The sequence below is a fragment of the Pedobacter miscanthi genome (assembly GCF_003315595.1).
GTDB lineage: Bacteria > Bacteroidota > Bacteroidia > Sphingobacteriales > Sphingobacteriaceae > Pedobacter > Pedobacter miscanthi.
In genome coordinates this window covers 60,007-82,300 of record NZ_QNQU01000016.1, presented here as the reverse complement: position 1 = coordinate 82,300, position 22,294 = coordinate 60,007, and the positions used below count along the sequence as shown (strand labels likewise).

Below are 22,294 nucleotides of genomic sequence, written 5' to 3'. Positions count from 1 at the left end.
ATCGAGACAGGTCTCTCTGATCCGATCGAGATGACGATCATCTTTTAAAACATCTAGATGTCTGAAAATCAAAATCACTTCGACGTATTAATTATAGGTGCCGGCCCCATAGGGATGGCCTGTGCAATTGAAGCTCAAAAGGCAAACCTTAGCTATGTGATTATAGAAAAAGGTGCATTAGTAAATAGTTTGTTCAACTACCCGGTATTTATGACTTTCTTTTCTACTTCGCAAAAGTTGGAAATTGGGGGAGTGCCTTTTGTAACCATCAGCCCCAAACCCAACCGTAACGAAGCCGTAGAATATTATCGCCGTGTGGCCGAAAAATTTGATTTAAATATCAAGCTTTTCGAACGGGTGCAACAGGTGGTTAAGAATGATGAGGGTGTTTTTGAAATTAATACTTCTAAAACCAATTATACGGCCGGTAATGTGATTGTGGCCACAGGTTTTTATGATGTGCCTTTGCTAATGAATGTTCCGGGAGAAGATTTACCAAAAGTAACACACTATTATAAAGATCCACATTTATATGCTTTCCAGAATGTAGTGGTGGTTGGCGCCAATAATTCGGGTGTTGATGCCGCATTAGAAACTTACCGCAAAGGGGCAAATGTAACCATGGTGGTGAGGAGTGGCGAACTTGGTCCGCATGTTAAATACTGGGTTCGTCCCGATATACAGAACAGGATTAAAGAAGGCGAAGTTACTGCCCTTTTCAATTCGGAACTTGTTGAAATAAGAGAAGGTGAAGTGGATATTAAAACCCCGGAAGGGATAAAAACCATTCCAAATGATTTTGTGATCGCCATGACGGGTTATCAGCCGGATTTTTCGATGTTAAGAAAATTTGGTATCGACTTACCCGAAACGTTATGCCCGGTTTATAACGAAGAAACTATGGAAACCAACGTAAAAGGTTTGTACCTAGCCGGAGTGGTTTGCGGTGGTTTAGATACACACAAACTTTTTATCGAAAACTCGAGGGTACACGCCGAAACCATCGTGAAGAATATTTTGAGTTAGGTGTCTTACGAGGTTTCAGAAGGGCAGTGCGGGGGAGGAACCTCGTAAGTCTGGGTTTCCATCATTTCGAGGAATAATTTATTGAATAAAACTCAATTTAATGACAAAAGAAATATTTCGGAATGATATTCCGCCATATTCGTCATTGCGAGAAGGCTTTTTCAGCCGGCGAAGCAATCTTAAAGCTATGGGTTATAGCGATCGTTGTAAGATTGCTTCGTCGTTCCTCCTCGCAATGACGAGCCTTTTATTAAGTCTGTTAATGGTAGTGGCCCCAATACCTATCTGACCGAGAATGATCGTTTTAATTGAAATTTCTATTGTAAAACTTTGCGTTTTCCAAATTTATAGGCCGCAAATAACATTAACGCGATAACTATAATCTGAAATAAGATGAGAAAATTGATGGGCGTTAAGAAAATAGTAAGCGATGTATCCTTTGGCAGAATATCCGTAGGTATATTCTGAACGGATAACGGAGGATAAACTTTCCATTCATTTTTGCTCATCACAGGTAAAAAAAAAAAAAAGGACTTACCTTAATAATTACTGAACTTAAGCCTAATCCTAAAGTTAAAAAGATAGCAAATGGCAATTTCCGATGGAACGAATGCCTGTTTTCTTTAATAAAATAGAGTATAAAAGAAAAAACAATAAAAAACCAGATTAAAAAGTGCTGATTTGCAATAACAAAATAAGTATCATGTAGATTTAGATCAATTGATTCGCTAAAGATGGTTTTTCCAAATAAAGCAAAACCGGTAAGTATTGTAAATGACATACAGCCTAAGAGCCATAAAACTTCCTGTAATATTGGTTTGTTTTTCATGGAGCGGGGTTTAGATTAATTTTTAGTAAAAATATACTGATTGTCGTCATTTCGAGCGTAGTGCAACGTAGTCGAGAAATCTGTCTAGATAGATCTCTCCACTTCGCTATGCTCCGGTCGAGATGACGCTTTTATTGAACCGGAACCTTCAACATACTTCCTACAAAACTCTCAATCGCCTTTTCTACACCCGGTAAATCTTTAGAAGTAATATATGATCCCATTACGTGGTTACCTGCATTTGGGATGGCTATTTTTTGTTTTAAGCTAGCCGGTGTACCCAGTTCATCATACATTTTCAGCATGGCATCTACCTTAACAACCGGATCCTGTTCCAGTTCATTTTTATAATAATAGAGGAGTAGCACAGGTTGCTTAACTTTTTGAAAAGTGGGTTTGAGCATACTGCTTTCGATAAATTCTTCCAACTCAACCAACGATTCGAGCCGGTAATTGGTGTACCAGTATTTTTTGTATTCGTCGGTACGGTCGTCTACTTTGCGTTCGTCGCCGCCTACTACCCTGCGGGCAATCTGTAAACCCCATGGGTTATTTAAAAGCCAGGCATTTTTATCATTTATAGCCACATTTGGCGACATTAAAATCAAACTATTAATTTCTGGATAGGTTGCCGCTAATTTTAAAGCCACTGTTCCACCGGTAGAAGTACCCACTAAAATTACTTTTTTGCCCAGTTTTTTACCAATGGCATAGGCCTGTTTGCTGGTTTCCCAAAGGCGGTCGGCCGTGAAATATTGCATGGGTGCCAGGGTATCTATCCCGTGATCGGCTAAACGCGCGAGGTATAAATTGGCATGTAGCGCTTTAGCTAAATTGATATGTACCGGGTTACCTTCTGTTTTTGATGCCGAAAAACCATGTAAATAAACAATGGCGTATTCTGTTTGCTGATGGATGCTGTCGGCCCACACAATTTCGGCCTCATTGCCGGGCTTTATTTTGTGCATAGATTCTATACTGGCCACATAATGATCAAGGTCTTCCAGATCGGGGACTTTTGTGAGTTCCTCATTAAACACCGGTTTTTTGGGTTTTGGCCCCAATAAATAAGCTGCAACAATGAATGCCGAAAGACCAATAATTACTTTGTAACGTTTTTTCATGCCCGGTAAATATTGGTTTAAATGTAAAATTTGAAATTAAATAAAGCTAATTTTTTCGATGAATTAATTGTCATTTTGAGGGGCGTTAACTGCACTTACCGCTCAGATTAAACCTGATAGCGCCAAATAGCCCACAGCCCGAAGCATGAGGGCGAGGACTATGGGCAATAGCAGGACGAAAGATGTTATGAATTACTGCCCCCTGGCTTTCCAAATCCTTAATAATAAGATGGCGGATTACCTTTTTATGGGAAATTAGCTTAAGTTTGCAATCAAAATTTTTCGACTTAATGCCGGGAATCGAACAGATAAAAACACCTATAGCTGCTGATATTAAAGCGTTTGAAAAAACCTTTAAGGAATCGATGCATAGCGACGCACCGTTGCTAGATAGGATTACCCATTATATTGTAAAGCAAAAAGGCAAACAAATGCGGCCGATGTTCGTATTTTTTGCGGCTAAACTGTGCGGCGGAATTACCGAATCAACCCATCGCGGGGCTGCTTTGGTAGAACTTTTACATACCGCAACTTTGGTACACGATGATGTGGTGGATAATGCCTACGAGCGCCGTGGCTTTTTCTCTATTAATGCTTTATGGAAAAATAAAATTGCGGTTCTGGTTGGCGATTACTTGCTGGCCAAAGGATTGTTGCTTTCGGTAAACAATAATGAGCACCGTTTGTTACAGATTGTATCGGAGGCAGTGAAACAGATGAGTGAGGGGGAGTTGTTACAGGTAGAAAAGGTGCGGAGGATGGATATTTCGGAGGATTTATATTTCGATGTGATCCGCCAGAAAACTGCCTCATTAATTGCTTCGTGCTGTGCTGCGGGTGCTGCCTCGGCAGGTGCTGATGATGCAACGATAGAAAAAATGCGCCTGTTTGGCGAAAAAGTTGGAATTGCCTTTCAGATTAAGGATGATACCTTCGATTTTGGAACAGATGATGTTGGTAAACCCGTTGGGATTGATATTAAAGAAAAGAAAGTAACGCTACCTTTAATATATGCTTTGAACAGGGCCGAAAAAACGGAACGCAAAAAAATGATTAACCTGGTGAAAAACCATCAGGACGATCCGGTTAAAATTCAGCAGATTATTGATTTTGTAAATGCCCACGAAGGTGTTTATTATGCGAATCAGAAGATGTTAGATTACCAGAATGAAGCATTTGACATTTTGCACAGCTTTGAGGCAGGCGAAGCCCGAACGGGTTTAGAGCAGCTTGTACTGTATACCACTGAACGTAAAAAATAATGGGTAACGAATTACTTTTTAGCTTAGGTTTTTTGCTTTTTATTGCATTAATCCTTGCTTTGGATTTAGGTCTTTTTAGCAGGAAAGAGCATATTGTGAGCTTAAAACAAGCTGGAATAATGAGTTTGATTATGGTGGCGCTGGCCATCGGTTTTTATTTTATCTTGTTAACAGAGGGGCATCAGCTGCATGGAATCAGGGATTTTGCCCATCTGCAGGAAATTGTAACCAAACACCAGCACCATATTAAGCTCATTCCGGGTGATTTTGAAGGAAGTTTGGCGGTTTATAAGCAAAACCTCGGATTGGAGTTTTTAACCGGCTACGTAATTGAATATGCACTTTCAGTAGATAATATTTTTGTAATTGTGCTTATTTTCTCTGCTTTTGCGGTTGAAGAAAAATATTACCATCGTGTATTGTTTTGGGGGATACTGGGCGCCATTATCATGCGTTTCATCTTCATTTTTGTAGGCGCGGCTTTGATTACCAAATTTACCTGGATACTTTACATTTTCGGCGCTTTTTTAGTGTTTACAGGTATAAAAATGTTCTTCAGTAAAGAAGAAGATGATAAAATTGACCCCAAAAACCACCCTGTGGTAAAATGGGCTTCCAAAATATTTTCCATTCACCCAAAGTATGAGGGTAAAAACTTTTTCGTAAAAATAGACCATAAAAGGATGGTAACACCCTTGTTTTTGGTGCTGTTGATTGTAGAATTTACCGATCTGTTATTCGCAGTCGATTCTATCCCGGCTATTTTTGCGGTGACCAAAGATCCTTACATTGTATTTTTCTCCAATATTTTTGCCATCATGGGTTTACGTTCCATGTTCTTTTTACTGGTAAATATTATCCACAAATTTCATTATTTAAAAACTGGATTAGCATTTTTACTGGCCTTTATCGGAGTGAAAATGTTGGCGCATACCTATCTTGAAAAGTGGGGTTTCACCACCGAACATTCACTGATTGTGATTCTGAGCATTTTGGTGATCAGTATTGTGGCTTCTTTGGTTTTTCCAAAGAAAAAGGCACATGTTAAAAAGTAAATTATTCCAATTCAAAAAAATACGTCCTCTCGACTGAAGCGTAGCGAAATAGAGAGATCTATCTCGAGCTAGATTTCTCGACTGCATTGCACTCCGCTCGAAATGACGAGTTGGAGGTAAAGCAAAATATACGTTACAGCTACCATTATCTACCGAAAATTTGTACTTTCAGCAGATAAACTAAACCTAATGAAATACCTTTTCTCTACCGCACTGCTCTGTACGGCATTGTTTGCCAATGCCCAGGATAAATTTGGCGATGTTTTTGCAAAAATCAATACCGATGTACAGCAAAACTCAAAAGCTTACCAAACCCTTAAATACGAAACCGAAACCATTGGTCACCGTTTAACAGGTTCGGCAAACGGCGCGAAAGCCGAGCAATATGCATTTGATTTATTAAAATCTTACGGTTGCGACGTTAAATTTCAGCCTTTTGAGGTAGAAAGCTGGGCCCGGAAAACCATTAGTGTTGAAATTGGTGCTGATAAAAATAACCTGACGAAAATGAAAGCCGTTACGCTGGCCCATTCGCCGGTAAATGCAAACATTACAGGTGAAATTGTTGATGCTGGTAACGGACTGGAAGCAGATTATCAAGCCAATCCGGCACAATTTAAAGGGAAAATTGCTTTGATTTATCTGGGTGTATTACCAGGTTCGCCGGCAGGAACGAAATCATTGCACCGTTCGGAGAAAACTGCAATAGCAACAAAATATGGTGCCACTGGCGTAATCATTATCAATACGGTAAAGGATGGTGTGCTTTTAACCGGAACCGCTTCGGTAACGGGCAAGTTAATCCCGATCCCGGCAGTTTGTATTGGTTTGGAAGATGGGATGGCACTAAAAGAGAAAATTAAATTGCAGGCACAAACAGCACATATCGCTATGACTAATTTCTCTGGATTGATTAAAGCCCGCAATGTAGTAGCAACTTTTAAGGGAACTGAATTGCCGAAGGATAAAATTGTGGTCGGCGGACATTTAGATAGCTGGGATTTGGCAACGGGTGCTATCGATAATGGAATTGGTTCTTTCGCAATTATGGATATGGCCCGTACTTTCAAAAAGCTGAATTTAAAAACCAAACGAACGGTAGAATTTGTATTGTTTATGGGCGAGGAGCAGGGTTTGTTGGGATCAAAAGCTTATATCGATCAGGCTAAAAAAGATGAAAACCTCAACCAGGTAAAGTTTATGCTGAATTACGATATGACAAACGATCCAAAAGGTTTTTCTACCTCAAGAAGTGAAATGAAAGAGCTTTTTACTGCCTGGGGAGCGGATATCGTTAAAATAGATACCGGTTTTAAAAACCTGTTTAATGCAGGTGCAGGTTTGCATAGCGATCATCAACCGTTTATGTTAGAGGGGATTCCTACCGGTGGCGGCTTTGGCGGTAAATTACCCAATAACTCCGGACCATTTTACCATTCGGATGGCGATAGTTTTAAACTGGTTGATGAGCAGCAACTAAAAAATACGGTACGTTACAGTGCCATGTTAACTTATGCCCTCGCCAATACGCCAAAAATCCCGGTAGGCGTACAGGGAGAGGAAGAGTTAAGGACTTTCTTAGAATCGCAGAACTTAAAAGAACCGTTGACGATTGCAGGGGAGTGGCGGTGGAAGTAACCTACGGGTTGATTCTCTTCGGGATTGATTTCTCCTTTTCGCTTCGCGGTTGATTACACAGATTTGCAGATTACACTGATTAGATTCATGCGTTATTCATTTGAGTCGTCATTTCGGCCGGAGTGAAGAAATCTGTCTCGAGATAGATCTCTCCACTGCGTTTCGGTCAAGATGACGCTAATTTACTCTGAATAGTAGTAAGTAACTGCTAAAGCAACCAGTAAAACACTTTGTAGGCAAAAAACTCATTATCCAAGGTTATGGCTTTATTAATTGGTGTAATGCCTGCAAGCCTTAAATCATTTTCGGGTTTACCCTTTGGGTTTTCTTCAGGGAAGCCGCTTATTCTGCTTTCGCCTAATTTTATTGCCAATGGCGATAGAACAAAACTTAAACTATCCTTTCCTGCAATCCTTGTTAGCATAATTGCCGTTCTGTTTATTTGCCTGATTTTAACATTCTCATTTACAGCTTTTGGTTTCCCGTTTTTATAATAAATGCCTAAACTTTCTGCAGTTTTAAAATCAATACTCCTGTAAACATTAATTACATAAGCAGTATCTGGCAATTGATTCATGAATTTTTTCTTTGCAGCAATTATTTTTTCATGGTTAGCCGAAACATCTTTTAAATAAAAATCAACAGGCATTATTTTATCATAATTTCTTGCTGTTTTAAACATCCGGCCAATAATATCAATAGGAGTGTTGTCTTCATCAGTAATAAATAAAAAGTAACTCACTAAAACAGTTGCAATGATGGCAAATAACTGAAAATATTTGGTTTTTATCCTTTTTCGCTCCAATACGTAATGAATCAGCGAACACACCAATGAAATGATTGCAATAAGAGGAATTGTTAATAAGGCACCTATACTAGCCCCGCCACCCGCCATCGGAAAGCTTTGAAACAGGATAAAATTTATGATAATCGCTAACGCCGGATAAACAAGAGCTTTCATTTAATGATTTTATCACTAATATAGTTGATTAAAAGCTTTAGTTGGTATTTAAACAACATGTTAATTCAATGTTATGGCGTCTTAATCTTTTATTCCTAAGAGTGTTAAATTTACACTTTGTTTTGGCGCATGTGGTTGTAAATCATATATTTGTTTTCTTACCAAACAAAAAATCAGCTTAAAAATGAACAGAAAACGGAACAAAACAACCGTCATTTTTGTAAATAAAAACCAAAATTCGAGTAAGCCCATACAAGTCCCTACTGCTTACGTAATACATTGGAAAAAATATATTTTTGGCCTTTTTAGCCTGTTTTTAATACTTGTTGCGAGTATATTTTACCTGATCAGAAGCAACGCCAATATCGAATTGGTAAATAATAAGCTGGAAGTGGCCCTGCTAAAGAGTAAAGACAAATTATCGGTTATAGACACATCATCTCTGAAGAAACACTACCAATCTATAGATAAAAAATTACTGACGATTAATAAATACCTGAAAGCGCGTGGTTTGAAGCCGATTTTTACGGGTAACGAAGGAGGAGAAGAAAGCGACGAGGTTTTATCGAGCGAGGAAATCAGCGAATTTTATGATAATTACCTCAGTAAAATTACCTACAATGTGGCCTATACACCAATGGGATATCCGCATTTGGGTACCATTACATCGGGTTACGGTCACCGCGAAAATCCCTTTACAGGCGAAAATGTAGAAACACATAAAGGATTAGATATCCGGGCCAGTTACGGCGACCTGGTTAAAAGCACAGCAAACGGAAAAGTAATTTTTGCCGGTAAACGTGGCGGTTATGGCAATTGTATTGTAATTAAACATGGCAACGGTTTTGAAACCTATTATGGGCACCTTTCCAAAATTTTGGTTAAGGAAGGTGAAAACGTTGTTGCCGGCAATAATATTGGTAAGGTAGGTTCAACCGGACGCTCTACAGGGCCTCATTTGCATTACGAAGTACACCAAAACGGCAAAGTTGTAAATCCAAGATCCTTTTTAACCTTGTAAAACATGTTCAAAAAAAACAACCAGATTAAAGATTTAAATCAACAGGAAATTTCTACCCTAATTGGCCTTGGTTTTACGATTACCGGAGAGCTAAAAGGGAAAGCCGTAATCAGGATAGATGGAACGGTAATTGGCAATGTAAATGTGGAGGGCGGCATTGTTTTAGGTGAAAAAGGGATGATTAAAGGCGACATCCAAACCGATTCTGCCATTATTTATGGTACGGTTAACGGGAATGTGAAAGCCCAGAACCTCGAAATAAAAAAGACAGGCAAGGTTAACGGCGACATTAAAACAGAAGCAATTGAAATTGAAATGGGTGCACAGTACAACGGAAAGCTCGAAATGCACCAAGCTGGTAAAACTGAAGAAAAGGTAGCGGTAAAAGCTTAAGCACTATCTATTGGTTGGTGACTCATCAACCACTATATTCAATACCATTACTACCCGCTAATATAACTTTCCAATTGCGAAATGGTCTGTTTTTGATCAGCTATAATAAATTTAACCACATCCCCGATGGATACCATCCCTTTTACTTCACCGCTTTCTACAATTGGTAAATGGCGGATGTGTTTATCAGTCATCAGCTCCATACAATGATCGATACTGTCGCTAAACTTGACGGTAATGGGGTTGGCTGTCATGGCTTCTTTGATAAGGGTATCTTTTGATGATTTCCCCTGAAGGATGATTTTCCGGGCATAATCGCGCTCCGTAAAAATTCCCTGAAGCTTTTCATTTTCCATCACCAATACCGCGCTGATATTTTTTTCTGTCATTACCTTTAAGGCATCTAAAACAGAAATATTTTCCGGTACCGAAATGATGATGGCTTGTTTGGTATCTAATAAATGTTTTACGCTTTTCATAATTGTTAATTTGGTTATAACAATTTAAGAAATAATAAGCTGGATATCAAAGTTTTATTTTAAGATTTTGAAAGAAGTCAAGTTTTTAATATGCACCGTGCCATGTAAAACTTGACTTCTTTGGGATGATAGCACAAGCCTGGATAATTTAAACCTGACAGAAACGGGCATCCCGATTTTTTCATCGGGATAAAGTGGATGGCAGGGCGGAACCTAACCTAAGAAATGCTGGTTTTGCTTTTCAAATAAATTTTATCTAACCAATATTAATGCTGTGGCTGATACGATAAAACCGGCAATCAGAATAATTTTGATTGTTTGTTTGGCATATTGGTTTGAAGAGAATAAAAGAATCAATAAGCTTAATAATCCAACAGGATAGGAGATATATAACGCTCCCCAGTATGTCCAGATCCATGAGGTTAGCAAAAACCAAACGGCAAAAATTACTCCAATGATATTTGGGATTTTATTTACAACATTCATTTAAAATTATTGCTGGTATAAATAAGACACTTACTAAAATAACAAATAGATTTTACAATCCTCAAACCAGCTTGCTCTTTTAATTATTTGGCTTTGACAAAGGGATGTGGTAACTTTGCATCACATTTAAAAACAAATAATTATGTCATCAGTAGAGACAACTTACATTCCTTACAAAGTTAAGGACATTTCACTGGCAGAATGGGGCCGTAAAGAAATCGAATTAGCCGAAGCAGAGATGCCAGGTTTAATGAGTTTACGTAAAGAATTCGGTCCAACACAACCGTTAAAAGGTGCGCGTATTGCAGGCTGTCTGCACATGACCATCCAAACGGCTGTTTTAATCGAAACATTGGTGGCCCTTGGTGCTGAAGTTACCTGGTCATCTTGCAATATTTTCTCTACACAAGATCATGCTGCTGCTGCAATTGCTGCTGCGGGTATTCAGGTTTATGCCTGGAAAGGTTTAAACGAAGAAGAATTTGACTGGTGTATTGAGCAAACTTTACACTTCGGTCCGGAGCAACAACCATTAAACATGATTTTGGATGATGGTGGTGATTTAACCAATATGGTTTTTGATAAATATCCTGAGCTAATTGCAGCCATTAAAGGTTTATCAGAAGAAACTACAACCGGTGTTCACCGTTTGTATGAAAGAATGAAAAACGGAACCTTGCACTTACCCGCAATTAACGTAAACGATTCGGTTACCAAATCTAAATTCGATAACAAATACGGATGTCGTGAGTCGTTGGTTGATGCAATCCGTCGTGCTACCGATGTAATGATGGCTGGTAAAGTGGCTGTTGTTTGCGGTTATGGCGATGTGGGTAAAGGTTCTGCAGAATCGTTAAGCTCACAAGGCGTACGTGTTATCGTAACTGAAATTGATCCGATCTGTGCTTTACAGGCTGCAATGGAAGGTTACGAAGTTAAACGTTTAGATACGGCAATTAAAGAAGCAGATATCGTGGTAACCACTACAGGTAACTGTGATATCGTTCGTGAGCAACACTTCAGGGCATTAAAAGATAAAGCGATTGTTTGTAACATTGGTCACTTCGATAACGAAATCGATATGGCATGGTTAAACGGTGCTTATGGCGATACTAAAGTAGAAATTAAACCTCAGGTTGATAAATATACCATTGATGGTAAAGATGTAATTATCTTAGCCGAAGGTCGTTTGGTTAACTTAGGCTGTGCAACCGGTCACCCAAGTTTTGTAATGAGTAACTCGTTTACCAACCAAACTTTGGCTCAGTTAGAACTTTGGACTAACACTGCTGCTTACGAAAACAAAGTTTATACTTTACCTAAGCATTTAGATGAAAAAGTAGCACGTTTACACTTAGAAAAAATAGGTGTAGAGTTAGATGTTTTAGATCAGCACCAGGCTGATTATATCGGCGTACCGGTAGAAGGTCCGTTTAAAGCAGATACTTACAGGTACTAATTCAGTTTGCAGTTTTTAGTTAGCAGTTAACTGAAAACCCAAAATATAAAAGGGATGTGCAGATTTGCATGTCCCTTTTTTTATTTCCCCTCTCCCAGAGGGGTGTCCGCAGGACGGGGTGTTTTTAATTGTTTTTTAAAATCTGTGAGGTTTTTTAATACATAACGTCATCCTGAATTTATTTCAGGATCTGTTTAGAGTTAATTATATTGATGTGGGCGTTCCCCAATCCCGATGAATAATCGGGAAAGGGTCGGGCTTTTCAGGGCTGCGCTGCGCTTCGGTGCCGATGAAGAATCGGGCACTGAACCCTTACAATCCCTAACGCGAAACCCACCGTTTTTAAAACCTGTAAGGTTTCGTTATATTTGAAAAAACACAAACGATGAAAAAGTTAATATTTGCGGTATTACTAGGTCTGTTTTCAGTTTCTGTAAATGCCCAAACCACACCTCAAAAAGCTGCAGCAGCAAAAGTAATTACCAAACAGGTGGTAGATATTGCCTGTGGCGAATGCCAGTTTAAAATGAAAGGTAAAGATTGCGAATTAGCAGTTAAAATAGATGGCAAAACTTATTTTGTAGATGGTAAAGGCATTGATGATTTTGGTGATGCACATGGCGAACATGGCTTTTGCAATGCCGTAAGCAAAGCCGAAGTTACCGGCGAAATTGTAAACAACCGCTTTAAAGCAAAAGAAATAAAGTTATTGCCGATTAAGAAGTAGTAATATATTAACCACTAAGGCACAAAGACACTAGGAAGAAAATCTTTGTGTCTTCGTGCCTTCGCGGTCATTTTGCCTCTTGTCTTCTTTCCTCTCTGTTTGCTCCGTATCTTCCTTCTGCGTCCTTTGCGGTTAAAAATGTAATTACTCAAATTCCTTTTCCAAACCCTGTCTCAAATCAAAAAGCAGCCACTGTTTATTCTTTACATCAGCTTGTTTCGTTCTTAATAACTGTATAAAATCTTTCACACCAATTTCTTCGTTTCCATTACCGTGGATCAGTACAATACTACCTGCGTTTGGCTGCTGTCCTTTGGCTAACCAGGCATCGCTTCCAACTGGGATTAGCCCATAAGCTTCAATCTTTTCTACTATTGTTTTATCCGATACCAATCCCGGGAAACGGAAAAATACCGAAGGTGTTAACCCATTTTTTAGCATCAGTTTTTCATTCTCCAACACTTCTACATCTAAATTGGTACCGGGCGCAAGTAAAAAGTTTTCGGCCAGGGGTAGCTTATTCACTTCGTGATTGTAGGTATGGTTTACCCAGGTAATGTTGAGTTCTTTTTTCTCTACCAAACTTTTCAGCCAGTTAAGGTCGTCCTGATGTTTCAATATCCATTTGCCCGAAACTGAAACTGCTAAAGGAGCCGGTTGTTCTATCTTTTTAAATTCATCAAAAACAGATTCGAAAATAATCCGGTCTAAAGCTTTATGCGATGGACAAAGATCGATGGTTAGCGTGATGCCTTTTTCATTCGGAATGGCATGATCGATGCCTGCATTCTGTAACTGGAGATCCTTAGCCGCTGCGGCTTCGATCGATTTGATGTATGCCGTGTTTTTAAAAATGGCCAGCACATTCGAATATTGTAAACTGCTTAAAGCATACTTATTGGCAAAATCTATTTTGGTATCCAAACTGTTTGGATTAACCAAGAGAATATATTTCTGATCATTGGAGGTAAAACTTCTGATCGCTAAAAATGCATCTATTCCTTCAATATTGTTAGGGTCGAGACTAATATTCTTAACTGGCGTTTTACTACTAATCCTTGCCAGCGCATAATTCACTTTGTATTTTTTGATATCATCAAAACTTTGTGCAAAAGATAAATTCGTTAGAAAACATAACAAAAATACAGTGAGGAGTAAAGACCTGGATAACTTCATATTTCCTTATTTAAAATCTTTCTAATTTAATTCAAATCATTTATCTTTACAAAACATCCCCAATGAATAAAGAAAAGGTAAAATTATGGTTTAAGCGGGTTGGCCTCATAGGCTTCTTATTCTTCCTGATAAAAGGATTAATATGGCTTGTTGTAATCTACTTTGTCGGGAAAAACGTTTCTTAATAAGGTTCATTAGCTCAGTGGGCATTGGTTTATAGGGCTATGCCAATCGTATAACTAAATCATCGCCTCTTTCGCCATTTCGAGCGGCCCCGATAGCTATCGAGGTAGATCTCTCCATTCCGCTGCACTTCAGTCGAGATGACGATTTTGCAATAGCTACCTAAATGTGAACAACATATTGGCTAAAAAATTCCACACAAAAACAATTACAATGGCGAAAAACTTGGCCACATAAAAGTTTGTTCCGTTTTTCCGTTGGTGGAAAAGATAAATGATAAAGGTGTTTAACCCAAGGCCAATTAAACTCACCACCAAAAATTTACCGAATTCAGTTGCCCAATGGGTATTGGTGCTTTCGAATGTCCAAACCCGGTTAATGAGGTAATTATTGGTTACCGCCAGGGTAAAGCCGATGGCATTGGCAATATATTTATTGATTTTGATCTTCTCCTTAAAAAGCCAGGTTGCTCCAAAATCAATCGCCATTCCAAGAAAACCCGTTAATCCAAATTTTAAGATGCGGAAGAATAAATCCATGCTAATGTATTTTAACCAAATAAAACTGCTCTAAAACTTGAGGGCGTGTTTTGGCATTAATAAATTTACCGGTTAGTTTGGTGATATGGTAATATTCAAATGATTTTAACACTTCGGCATGGTAATCGGTTTTTAACCTTTCGAGTTCGGATGCGGGAGTATAAATAATCAGGTCTTTTTCATTTTTCGATTTATCCAGGTCTTCGTAACTCCAAAAGTATTTCGGTTCGCCGTTGGCATAAAAGTCAAATGAGTAGGCATCCGGATACATCAAAACCGAAGCCCTTGCATCAGGATGATTTTCTTTTAACCATTTTCCTGCTTCCATACCCGATTCATATTTAAGCACCGAGGGATAAAAAAGCAATGAAAGAAATAACATAACAGTAACTGAGCAGATAATATTCCGGATCAAAAGATTTTCCCTGTTTATTTTTTTGAAAAGCCCAGATGCTATCACCGTAAGCATAAGAGCAGGCATAAAGAAAATTCCTCCAAAAGCAGAATAAATACCAATGATAATGATTGCTATAAATAGAATTATTGCAATTACTGTTTGTACATACCAAAATACTTTTAAGCTTCTTCCTTCCAGTTTCTGGATATATAATGCCGTAATAATGGCTAACTGTGGCAGAATGATCAAAATGTAGTGTGGAAGCTGGAATTTCGAAAGCGAAAATAAAAGGAAGGTAATCGCAGCACTCGTCCAGATCATGATACTTTCCGCAGGTAAACCCACTCTGTTTTTCTTTTTGAAAAGATTAACCACTGCGGTATAAAACAAAATCGACCAGGGTAAAAAGGCCCAGAGCGTGGTATGTAAAAAGAAAGAAATATCGCCTTTACCTTTTATCGGTCCGTTGTTAAAAAAGCGGCCAAACTGACTGTCCCAAAAGAAAAATTTTAAGCCTGATACACCAGTTTTTCCAAATATCACTTTCTCGGGATGTAAATCGAATTGAATGTATAAGGTATATAATTCTGGAATGATGAAAATGAAAATCAATGCAATGGCAATCCACCATTTTGGTTTTAATAACTGCTTAAACTGTTTAGTTAACAGCCAGTAAATAATGAATCCACCGAAAACGGGGATCAGTACAAATATGCCTTTAATCATAATGGCGCAGGCGGCAAAAAACGAACCCGCAACAATATGCCAGAAAACACCCTGATGGGCTTTATAATAATGATAAATGGCCGCTAGGGTAAAAGTGGTAATGTAAACCTCTGCGCGCACATCAAAAGTTGAAATAAGGATGTGTAGCGAGCTTAAAAAAATCAATGCGCTAATCAACCCAGTTTTTTCGCTGTAAATATCTTTTGCAAGTTTATAAAGATATCCTGCACCCAATAATCCGAACAGAAAAGATGGGAGTTTATAGGCAAAAGCATTAATCCCAAAAACTTTAAAGGATGCGGCAGCTAACCAAAAGGTTAAATGTGGTTTATCCAGCCAATCAGCACCGCGTACATAAATGTTGATCCAATCATTCCGTAGCACCATGTTTTTGGCAATGGATGCATATAGTGCCGAATCGGGTTCCATTATGCCACCAAAAAGTGCCGGTACACTAACCAGTGCAACCAGGGCGATTAAAATTTTATATAGCGTGGTCTCTTTCAAGTTCATTTACAGGAAGCAAATATGAGCAAAAAAAAGTCAAATTTTTTTAAGCTTTGAGATTAACAGGGGCAAAGCCTTATCTTTGCTGCATGACAAAGTTATCGGTTAACATCAATAAAATTGCTACGCTGCGCAACAGTCGTGGGGGGAATAATCCTGATCTGGTTAAGGTTGCATTAGATTGTGAACGTTTCGGCGCACAGGGAATTACAGTACATCCGCGACCAGACGAACGCCATATCCGTTATCAGGATGTATACGATTTAAAGGCTGTTATCGCTACTGAATTCAATATTGAAGGAAATTGTAAAGAAGATAAATTTGTTGACCTGGTTTTGGCCAACAAACCTGCCCAGGTTACTTTGGTGCCTGATGCCGAAGGACAGATTACTTCTAACCACGGTTGGGATACCATTAAGCATAAAGATTACCTGAAAGAAATGGTTGCGGTTTTTCAGAAGGAAGGCATCCGTGTTTCTATTTTTGTTGATCCTGTGGTAGAAATGGTAGAAGGTGCTGTAGAAACAGGGACTGATCGCATTGAGTTATACACCGAGGCTTATGCGCACAATTACTATGCTGATCGCGAAAAAGCAATCGTAAATTATATCGCAGCAACCCATCATGCAAACACTTTGGGCTTGGGTATTAATGCCGGTCATGATCTGGATCTGCATAACCTGCATTATTTTGCGCAGAGCATTCCTGGTTTGCTGGAAGTTTCTATCGGTCATGCTTTAATTAGCGATGCACTTTACTTAGGTTTGGAAACTACCATACAAAAATATTTACAACAACTGGCTTAGAGAGCTGGTTGTACTTGCTTCTCCATACTTGATACGTTATAAATGTTAAAAGGAATTCTCCTTGTTTTTTTTGGTGCCTGTAGTTTTGGTATCCTGTCTACTTTTGTTAAACTCGCTTATCACGAAGGTTATACCTTGGGTGATGTTACCGGTGCACAGGCTTTTTTCGGCGCAGTAATTTTATGGATATTATTTTTCTTGCAAAGCAGAACCGCCGGTTATAAAGCTAAGGCTGTGCCTGCCATAACACCCTGGTGGAAAATGGTAATTGCCGGTACCTGTACAGGCTTGGTGAGTATTTTTTACTATCAATGTGTAAAGCTGGTGCCCAACTCGGTTGCCATTATTTTATTGATGCAGTTTATATGGATGAGTATTTTAATGGAATACCTTTTTTTTAAAAAGAAACCTACAGGCTTACAATTGACTGCAATTTTACTGGTTTTAGGCGGTACGGTTTTAGCGAGCGGAATGGTAGAAACCAGCATCGGAAACATGGATTTAAAAGGAATTGGTTTCGGCTTACTGGCAGCCCTTTGTTATGCGGGCTTTTTGTTGCTAAGCGGCCGGATCGGCAATGAATATGCTCCGTTAAAGAAAAGTGCACTCATGATTACTGGCGCCTGCATCCTGATCTTTATTATCTTTCCACCAGCATTTTTAATTAATGGTGCTTTGGGCGGAAGTTTGTTAAAATGGGGACTGATTATTTCGGTTTTCGGTACCGTAATCCCGCCATTGTTTTATGCTGAAGGTGTGCCGAGAATCGGTACGGCCATTAGTTCCATTTTAAGCGCGGCAGAATTACCGGTAGCCGTAATGATGGCTGGTTTTGTATTGCAGGAGCAGGTTTCATTTTTAAGGTGGGTTGGGGTTATAGTGATATTATCGGCAATGGTTTTGCCAAACCTGAAATATTTGAAAAAAGGGAGAGGGTAAGGAGGTTGAAGATACAAGGTTATTTTTCACAATAATAATCTTCCTACTTTCGGACTCCGGACCTTCGACTTACAAAATAATTAAATATCTTTAAAAAGCATAAAACATTTACACATGAAAAAACTGACCATTTATATTTTATCCTTCATTATTATTGGTTTAGCTGCTTGTAAAACCAAAACCACCATCAACCAGGATGAGGCCTCCGAAGTAATTACCGATTACCTGAAAGCCAATCCTGAGTATAAAACTACCAGGTTTAAATTTGGCGAAATGAAATTTAACAGTACAAACGATATGTTCGAGCTGGGGAAATATAAATCTTTAGCGAGTAAAGGTTTGGTTACGCTAAACTTAAAAGAAGCCAAAAAGAAATTCCTTTCAAAAGACAGCAGCTTTGTATATCAGATTACCCTAACCGATAAAGCAAGCTCTTTAGTATTAAAACAGGATGGCGATAGGGCAACGGTAAAAGTGGTAGAGTATGTGCTCTCTGATGAAAAGCCGGTCGATTTTGCACAGGTTAATTCCAGTACCGCAAAGGTGACGGTATCGCTTAAAATGAATACAACCGATTTCGAACCTTTTGATAAAGAGGCCAACAAAAACAGCAATTTCATCACTAAAACCTATAAACTGAAGTTGAGCAAGGATGAGGGTTGGAAAGTGCAGAGGTAAGTTGAGAGACTAAAGCAGAAAGACCAAAGTAAAAAGACTAAAAAGCGACGTCATCTCGACTGAAACGCAGTGGAATGGAGAGATCTATCTCGAGATAAATTTTGCTTCGCAGAGCCTTCGGGTTCTCGACTTCGCTGCTCTCCGCTCGAAATGACGGGAACTTTTAGGAGTTATTTACTTTACCTCTTTGTTAGTAATATTGATTTTTATGCAATAAGTATGCCTTCAAATGACAGCGGCTTTTTAGGAATTGTATAATCAAAACCTCAAAAAGACTGAAACGTACCCCCCGAACAAACTTAAATTTTAGCACAGCCACTGCTTTCCAAATAATCGCTTATCCGTTCAAAATTGAACAAACGTTTGTCTATCTTTTTGCGCATAAAAACTACCAAGTTTGTCGCTTTTAAGCATAAATAAGACACCTTTTTTACACTGATTGATAGTGAAATACACCGTCATTTTTGCTACCTTTGCACGCAAATTTATTATTCATACCGCATGAGCTTAAATATCCATTACAAGGAAGATTTTCAAAATCGTCATATTGCTCCAAATGAGGCTGATACAGCCCAAATGTTGCAAACTGTTGGCGTAAATTCTATTGATGAGCTGATTGAACAAACTGTTCCAACGGCAATCAGGTTAAAACAGCCTTTAAATTTGCCTGCAGCGAAATCAGAAACTGAATATCTTGGTGCTTTAAAACAAACTTCATTGTTGAATAAAGTTTTCAAAAGCTTTATCGGTCAGGGTTATTATGATACCATTACGCCGGGTGTAATTTTACGTAACGTATTCGAAAATCCGGGATGGTACACCCAATATACGCCATACCAGGCAGAAATTGCACAAGGCCGTTTACAGGCTTTATTAAATTTCCAGACCATGGTTATCGATTTAACCGGAATGGAAATTGCCAACGCTTCTTTGCTGGATGAAGGTACCGCTGCGGCTGAGGCCATGTTTATGCAATATAGTTTGCGTAAAAACCAGGCCGCTAAAAAGTTCTTCGTTTCAGAATTGCTTTTCCCTCAAACAATTGATATTTTAAAAACACGTGCCAATCCTTATGGTATTGAGCTGGTTATCGGAAATCATTTAGATTTTACTGCTACCGAAGATTTCTTTGGTGCTATTGTTCAATATCCTGCCGGTAATGGTGAGGTTTTCGATTATGCGGCTTTTGCATCTGCATTACATAACTTAAATATTAAATTAACGGTAGTTGCCGATATTTTAAGCTTAACCTTGTTAACGCCTCCGGGCGAGTGGGGTGCTGATGTGGTAGTGGGTACTACACAGCGTTTAGGTATCCCGATGGGCTTTGGTGGTCCGCATGCAGCATTTTTTGCCACCAAAGAAGAATATAAACGTAACATCCCGGGTCGTATTATCGGTGTAACTATCGATAGCCATGGTGATTACGCTTTACGTATGGCTTTGCAAACACGCGAGCAGCACATCCGTAGAGATAAAGCAACTTCGAACATTTGTACAGCACAGGCATTGTTGGCTATTATGGCTGGTTTTTATGCCGCTTACCACGGTCCGAAAGGATTAAAAGCCATTGCAGAACGTACGCATGGTTTGGCTGTTAGTTTGGCTTCAACCTTAAAAAACTTAGGTTACGAGCAGTTAAACTCTGCTTATTTCGATACCATCCGTTTCGATCTTGGCGATTTAAAAGGCGGTATCCACGCTTACTGTTTAGATAACGAAATCAACTTAAATTATGTGGGTAACACCGTAACCATTTCTGTTGATGAAACCACCACTTTCGAAGATATTACCTTAATCGCTAAAATATTTGCAAGGGCAAAAGGTTTTGCAGGCGATCAGGTAGAAGTGGTAGAAAATGTAGAAACAGTAATCCCTGTAGAATTACAACGTACATCAGCATATTTAACCCACCCGATCTTTAATTCGCACCACTCGGAGCATGAAATGTTGCGTTATATTAAATCGTTGGAAGCAAAAGATTTATCGCTTTGCCACTCGATGATTGCTTTGGGTAGCTGTACCATGAAATTAAACGCTACGGCAGAAATGATCCCGGTTACCTGGTCTCACTTCGGTCGTATCCACCCGTTTGCCCCTGCCGATCAGGTATTGGGTTACTATTCTGTTTTTAACGAACTGGATAAATGGTTAAGCGAGATTACCGGTTTTGCAGCCATGAGCTTACAGCCAAACGCTGGTGCTCAAGGCGAATATGCTGGTTTAATGGTAATCCGTGCTTATCACCACGATAGGGGCGATTTCCACCGTAACGTAGCCTTGATTCCTGCTTCGGCGCACGGAACTAATCCTGCTTCTGCGGCAATGGCCGATATGAAAATTGTAGTGGTTAAATCTTTGGAAAATGGAAATATCGATGTTGAAGATTTAAAAGCCAAAGCAGAATTACACAAAGATAACCTTTCGTGTTTGATGGTAACTTATCCATCAACCCACGGGGTATTCGAAGAAAGCATTATCGAAATCTGCGAAATTATCCACGCTAACGGTGGACAGGTTTATATGGATGGTGCCAACATGAATGCACAGGTTGGTTTAACAAGTCCGGCCAATATTGGTGCCGATGTTTGTCACTTAAACTTACACAAAACTTTCTGTATCCCTCACGGTGGTGGTGGTCCGGGTATGGGCCCAATCGGTGTAGCGAAACATTTGGTTCCTTATCTTCCTGGTCATGCCGTGGTTGATATCGATAAAGGAAAATCTATTTCTGCGGTTTCTTCTGCACCTTGGGGATCAGCTTCGATTCTGATCATTTCTCATGGTTACATCGCAATGATGGGTGCTGATGGTTTAACAAATGCCACTAAATATGCAATTTTAAACGCCAACTATATGAAAGCGCGTTTAGAGCAACATTATCCTGTACTTTATTCAGGTGCTCAGGGCCGTTGCGCACACGAAATGATTTTAGATTGCCGTTCATTCAAAGCTTTCGGTATCGAAGTTACTGATATTGCAAAACGTTTAATGGATTATGGTTTCCATGCACCAACCGTTTCATTCCCGGTTGCGGGTACTTTAATGGTTGAGCCAACAGAATCGGAACCTAAACATGAGTTAGACCGCTTCTGCGATGCATTAATCGCCATTAAGAACGAAATTTCTTCGGTAGAGAACGGAACTTTAGATAAAACAGATAACCCGTTAAAAAATGCACCTCACACCGTTGCGGTAATTACTGCTAACGATTGGGATCATTTATATAGCCGCCAAACTGCTGCTTTCCCGCTTCCTTATGTGTTAGAGCGTAAGTTCTGGCCTTCAGTTGGTCGTGTTAACGATAGCCATGGCGATAGATCTTTAATCTGTGCTTGTCCACCGGTTGAAAGTTATTTGGAAGAGATCGTACCGTAAGGATGTAAAAGGGAAGAGGTAAAACGGATAATGGGTTTTCCTTTCCGTTACTTTTAATCATACGCCTAGGTTCGTATCGCCACGAACATATTCTATTCATCTGCAAGTTTTATGGATTCATTTTCATAAGGCTTGCAGATTGTTTTTTTGGAAATGAATGTCAGTTTTCTATCGGAGGCGGCAGCCCTGCCATTCGCTGCAATCTTTTTATGGCACTGTCAATGCTGAGGAACGAAGCATCCGTTTCATCGGTTGCAGATGCTTCGTACCTCAGCACGACAGTATATTTAGGGTTGGTGCAAACAAAAAGGATTTTCGCTGCTGTCAGGTTTACGAACAAACAACCTCTAAGCATTCGTAAGTAAGCCTTCCACCCTTCAACCTTCCGTGTTTAGCCTTTTTAGGCATTCGCACCAAAGCCTTCCACCTTCCGCCTTCTACCTTTCTAAAAATCCTCACAAAAAAGTAAACAAATTAAACCTTTGTTACAATTCTGCAGTCAATA

At 39.2% G+C, this 22,294-nt stretch carries 19 protein-coding genes; 12 read left to right on the top strand and 7 right to left on the bottom strand.

The features are described from left to right. Nucleotides 1-57 precede the first annotated feature (57 nt). Nucleotides 58-1,026: a YpdA family putative bacillithiol disulfide reductase gene (locus DRW42_RS18310; RefSeq protein WP_113950276.1), complete on the top strand. Its 969-nt coding sequence runs from the start codon at nt 58-60 to the stop codon at nt 1,024-1,026. 960 nt (nt 1,027-1,986) lie between these two features. Here the strand turns inward: DRW42_RS18310 and DRW42_RS18295 are convergent. Then, nucleotides 1,987-2,979 carry an alpha/beta hydrolase gene (locus DRW42_RS18295; RefSeq protein WP_113950273.1) on the bottom strand — a complete coding sequence of 331 codons (993 nt, stop codon included), beginning with the start codon at nt 2,977-2,979 and terminating at the stop codon, nt 1,987-1,989. Nucleotides 2,980-3,269: 290 nt separating this feature from the next. Between DRW42_RS18295 and DRW42_RS18290 the strand changes: the two genes are divergently transcribed. The 3 genes from DRW42_RS18290 to DRW42_RS18280 all read left to right on the top strand — a co-directional run bounded on the left by DRW42_RS18290 (nt 3,270) and on the right by DRW42_RS18280 (nt 6,934). Then, the gene (locus DRW42_RS18290) at nt 3,270-4,241 is read left to right on the top strand and encodes a polyprenyl synthetase family protein (protein WP_113950272.1); all 972 of its coding nucleotides are present in this window, start codon (nt 3,270-3,272) and stop codon (nt 4,239-4,241) included. After that, nucleotides 4,241-5,296: a TerC family protein gene (locus DRW42_RS18285; protein WP_113950271.1), complete on the top strand. Its 1,056-nt coding sequence runs from the start codon at nt 4,241-4,243 to the stop codon at nt 5,294-5,296. Before DRW42_RS18290 ends, DRW42_RS18285 begins: the two co-directional genes overlap by 1 nt. Before the next feature lie 189 nt (nt 5,297-5,485). Further along, a complete protein-coding gene (locus DRW42_RS18280; protein WP_113950270.1) occupies nt 5,486-6,934 on the top strand; it encodes a M20/M25/M40 family metallo-hydrolase in 1,449 nt (482 codons plus the stop codon). A gap of 208 nt (nt 6,935-7,142) precedes the next feature. Here the strand turns inward: DRW42_RS18280 and DRW42_RS18275 are convergent, their stop codons facing one another. Then, complete coding sequence (locus DRW42_RS18275) at nt 7,143-7,895, bottom strand: hypothetical protein (RefSeq protein WP_113950269.1); 753 nt, start codon at nt 7,893-7,895, stop codon at nt 7,143-7,145. Between the two features lie 184 nt (nt 7,896-8,079). Here DRW42_RS18275 and DRW42_RS18270 point away from each other — a divergent pair, with 184 nt between their 5' ends. Both DRW42_RS18270 and DRW42_RS18265 read left to right on the top strand, forming a co-directional pair. After that, nucleotides 8,080-8,916, top strand: a complete 837-nt coding sequence (locus tag DRW42_RS18270; RefSeq protein WP_113950268.1) for a M23 family metallopeptidase — start codon at nt 8,080-8,082, stop codon at nt 8,914-8,916. Between the two features lie 3 nt (nt 8,917-8,919). Then, nucleotides 8,920-9,309, top strand: coding sequence for a bactofilin family protein (locus tag DRW42_RS18265; protein ID WP_113950267.1), 390 nt, complete (start codon nt 8,920-8,922; stop codon nt 9,307-9,309). A gap of 50 nt (nt 9,310-9,359) precedes the next feature. On the opposite strand, the gene DRW42_RS18260 is transcribed toward DRW42_RS18265, so the two are convergent. Together DRW42_RS18260 and DRW42_RS18255 are read right to left on the bottom strand one after the other, a co-directional pair. Beyond that, nucleotides 9,360-9,788 (bottom strand): CBS domain-containing protein, encoded by a 429-nt coding sequence (locus DRW42_RS18260; protein ID WP_113950266.1) that lies wholly within the window; start codon nt 9,786-9,788, stop codon nt 9,360-9,362. A 252-nt stretch (nt 9,789-10,040) separates the two neighbouring features. Next, nucleotides 10,041-10,274, bottom strand: coding sequence for a hypothetical protein (locus tag DRW42_RS18255; RefSeq protein WP_113950265.1), 234 nt, complete (start codon nt 10,272-10,274; stop codon nt 10,041-10,043). Nucleotides 10,275-10,416: 142 nt separating this feature from the next. On the opposite strand from DRW42_RS18255, the gene ahcY reads away from it, so the two are divergent. Then, the gene (ahcY, locus tag DRW42_RS18250; protein ID WP_113950264.1) at nt 10,417-11,733 is read left to right on the top strand and encodes an adenosylhomocysteinase; all 1,317 of its coding nucleotides are present in this window, start codon (nt 10,417-10,419) and stop codon (nt 11,731-11,733) included. Nucleotides 11,734-12,118: 385 nt separating this feature from the next. Then, on the top strand, nt 12,119-12,460 hold the full coding sequence (locus DRW42_RS18245) for a DUF6370 family protein (protein ID WP_113950263.1): 342 nt from the start codon (nt 12,119-12,121) through the stop codon (nt 12,458-12,460). Nucleotides 12,461-12,604: 144 nt separating this feature from the next. On the opposite strand, the gene DRW42_RS18240 is transcribed toward DRW42_RS18245, so the two are convergent. The 3 genes from DRW42_RS18240 to DRW42_RS18230 all read right to left on the bottom strand — a co-directional run bounded on the left by DRW42_RS18240 (nt 12,605) and on the right by DRW42_RS18230 (nt 15,994). Then, complete coding sequence (locus DRW42_RS18240) at nt 12,605-13,636, bottom strand: polysaccharide deacetylase family protein (RefSeq protein ID WP_113950262.1); 1,032 nt, start codon at nt 13,634-13,636, stop codon at nt 12,605-12,607. A gap of 341 nt (nt 13,637-13,977) precedes the next feature. Continuing rightward, nucleotides 13,978-14,358, bottom strand: coding sequence for a GtrA family protein (locus tag DRW42_RS18235; RefSeq protein WP_113950261.1), 381 nt, complete (start codon nt 14,356-14,358; stop codon nt 13,978-13,980). A gap of 1 nt (nt 14,359) precedes the next feature. Continuing rightward, entirely contained in the window at nt 14,360-15,994 is a 1,635-nt protein-coding gene (locus DRW42_RS18230) for an ArnT family glycosyltransferase (RefSeq protein ID WP_113950260.1), read from the bottom strand. Nucleotides 15,995-16,077: 83 nt separating this feature from the next. Between DRW42_RS18230 and DRW42_RS18225 the strand changes: the two genes are divergently transcribed. The 4 genes from DRW42_RS18225 (at nt 16,078) to gcvP (ending at nt 21,789) form a co-directional block, all read left to right on the top strand. Beyond that, nucleotides 16,078-16,794 carry a pyridoxine 5'-phosphate synthase gene (locus DRW42_RS18225; RefSeq protein WP_113950259.1) on the top strand — a complete coding sequence of 239 codons (717 nt, stop codon included), beginning with the start codon at nt 16,078-16,080 and terminating at the stop codon, nt 16,792-16,794. A gap of 42 nt (nt 16,795-16,836) precedes the next feature. Beyond that, nucleotides 16,837-17,733 (top strand): EamA family transporter, encoded by an 897-nt coding sequence (locus DRW42_RS18220; RefSeq protein ID WP_113950258.1) that lies wholly within the window; start codon nt 16,837-16,839, stop codon nt 17,731-17,733. Nucleotides 17,734-17,847: 114 nt separating this feature from the next. Continuing rightward, complete coding sequence (locus DRW42_RS18215; protein WP_113950257.1) at nt 17,848-18,411, top strand: hypothetical protein; 564 nt, start codon at nt 17,848-17,850, stop codon at nt 18,409-18,411. 501 nt (nt 18,412-18,912) lie between these two features. Beyond that, a complete protein-coding gene (gene gcvP, locus DRW42_RS18210) occupies nt 18,913-21,789 on the top strand; it encodes an aminomethyl-transferring glycine dehydrogenase (RefSeq protein ID WP_113950256.1) in 2,877 nt (958 codons plus the stop codon). Nucleotides 21,790-22,294: the final 505 nt, after the last annotated feature.

What these genes read in the sequence shown, in the direction of transcription:
- DRW42_RS18310 (WP_113950276.1), top strand. Translation starts at nt 58, where the DNA reads ATGTCTGAAAATCAAAATCACTTCGACGTATTAATTATAGGTGCCGGC.
- DRW42_RS18295 (WP_113950273.1), bottom strand. Translation starts at nt 2,979, where the DNA reads ATGAAAAAACGTTACAAAGTAATTATTGGTCTTTCGGCATTCATTGTT.
- DRW42_RS18290 (WP_113950272.1), top strand. Translation starts at nt 3,270, where the DNA reads ATGCCGGGAATCGAACAGATAAAAACACCTATAGCTGCTGATATTAAA.
- DRW42_RS18285 (WP_113950271.1), top strand. Translation starts at nt 4,241, where the DNA reads ATGGGTAACGAATTACTTTTTAGCTTAGGTTTTTTGCTTTTTATTGCA.
- DRW42_RS18280 (WP_113950270.1), top strand. Translation starts at nt 5,486, where the DNA reads ATGAAATACCTTTTCTCTACCGCACTGCTCTGTACGGCATTGTTTGCC.
- DRW42_RS18275 (WP_113950269.1), bottom strand. Translation starts at nt 7,895, where the DNA reads ATGAAAGCTCTTGTTTATCCGGCGTTAGCGATTATCATAAATTTTATC.
- DRW42_RS18270 (WP_113950268.1), top strand. Translation starts at nt 8,080, where the DNA reads ATGAACAGAAAACGGAACAAAACAACCGTCATTTTTGTAAATAAAAAC.
- DRW42_RS18265 (WP_113950267.1), top strand. Translation starts at nt 8,920, where the DNA reads ATGTTCAAAAAAAACAACCAGATTAAAGATTTAAATCAACAGGAAATT.
- DRW42_RS18260 (WP_113950266.1), bottom strand. Translation starts at nt 9,788, where the DNA reads ATGAAAAGCGTAAAACATTTATTAGATACCAAACAAGCCATCATCATT.
- DRW42_RS18255 (WP_113950265.1), bottom strand. Translation starts at nt 10,274, where the DNA reads ATGAATGTTGTAAATAAAATCCCAAATATCATTGGAGTAATTTTTGCC.
- ahcY (WP_113950264.1), top strand. Translation starts at nt 10,417, where the DNA reads ATGTCATCAGTAGAGACAACTTACATTCCTTACAAAGTTAAGGACATT.
- DRW42_RS18245 (WP_113950263.1), top strand. Translation starts at nt 12,119, where the DNA reads ATGAAAAAGTTAATATTTGCGGTATTACTAGGTCTGTTTTCAGTTTCT.
- DRW42_RS18240 (WP_113950262.1), bottom strand. Translation starts at nt 13,636, where the DNA reads ATGAAGTTATCCAGGTCTTTACTCCTCACTGTATTTTTGTTATGTTTT.
- DRW42_RS18235 (WP_113950261.1), bottom strand. Translation starts at nt 14,358, where the DNA reads ATGGATTTATTCTTCCGCATCTTAAAATTTGGATTAACGGGTTTTCTT.
- DRW42_RS18230 (WP_113950260.1), bottom strand. Translation starts at nt 15,994, where the DNA reads ATGAACTTGAAAGAGACCACGCTATATAAAATTTTAATCGCCCTGGTT.
- DRW42_RS18225 (WP_113950259.1), top strand. Translation starts at nt 16,078, where the DNA reads ATGACAAAGTTATCGGTTAACATCAATAAAATTGCTACGCTGCGCAAC.
- DRW42_RS18220 (WP_113950258.1), top strand. Translation starts at nt 16,837, where the DNA reads ATGTTAAAAGGAATTCTCCTTGTTTTTTTTGGTGCCTGTAGTTTTGGT.
- DRW42_RS18215 (WP_113950257.1), top strand. Translation starts at nt 17,848, where the DNA reads ATGAAAAAACTGACCATTTATATTTTATCCTTCATTATTATTGGTTTA.
- gcvP (WP_113950256.1), top strand. Translation starts at nt 18,913, where the DNA reads ATGAGCTTAAATATCCATTACAAGGAAGATTTTCAAAATCGTCATATT.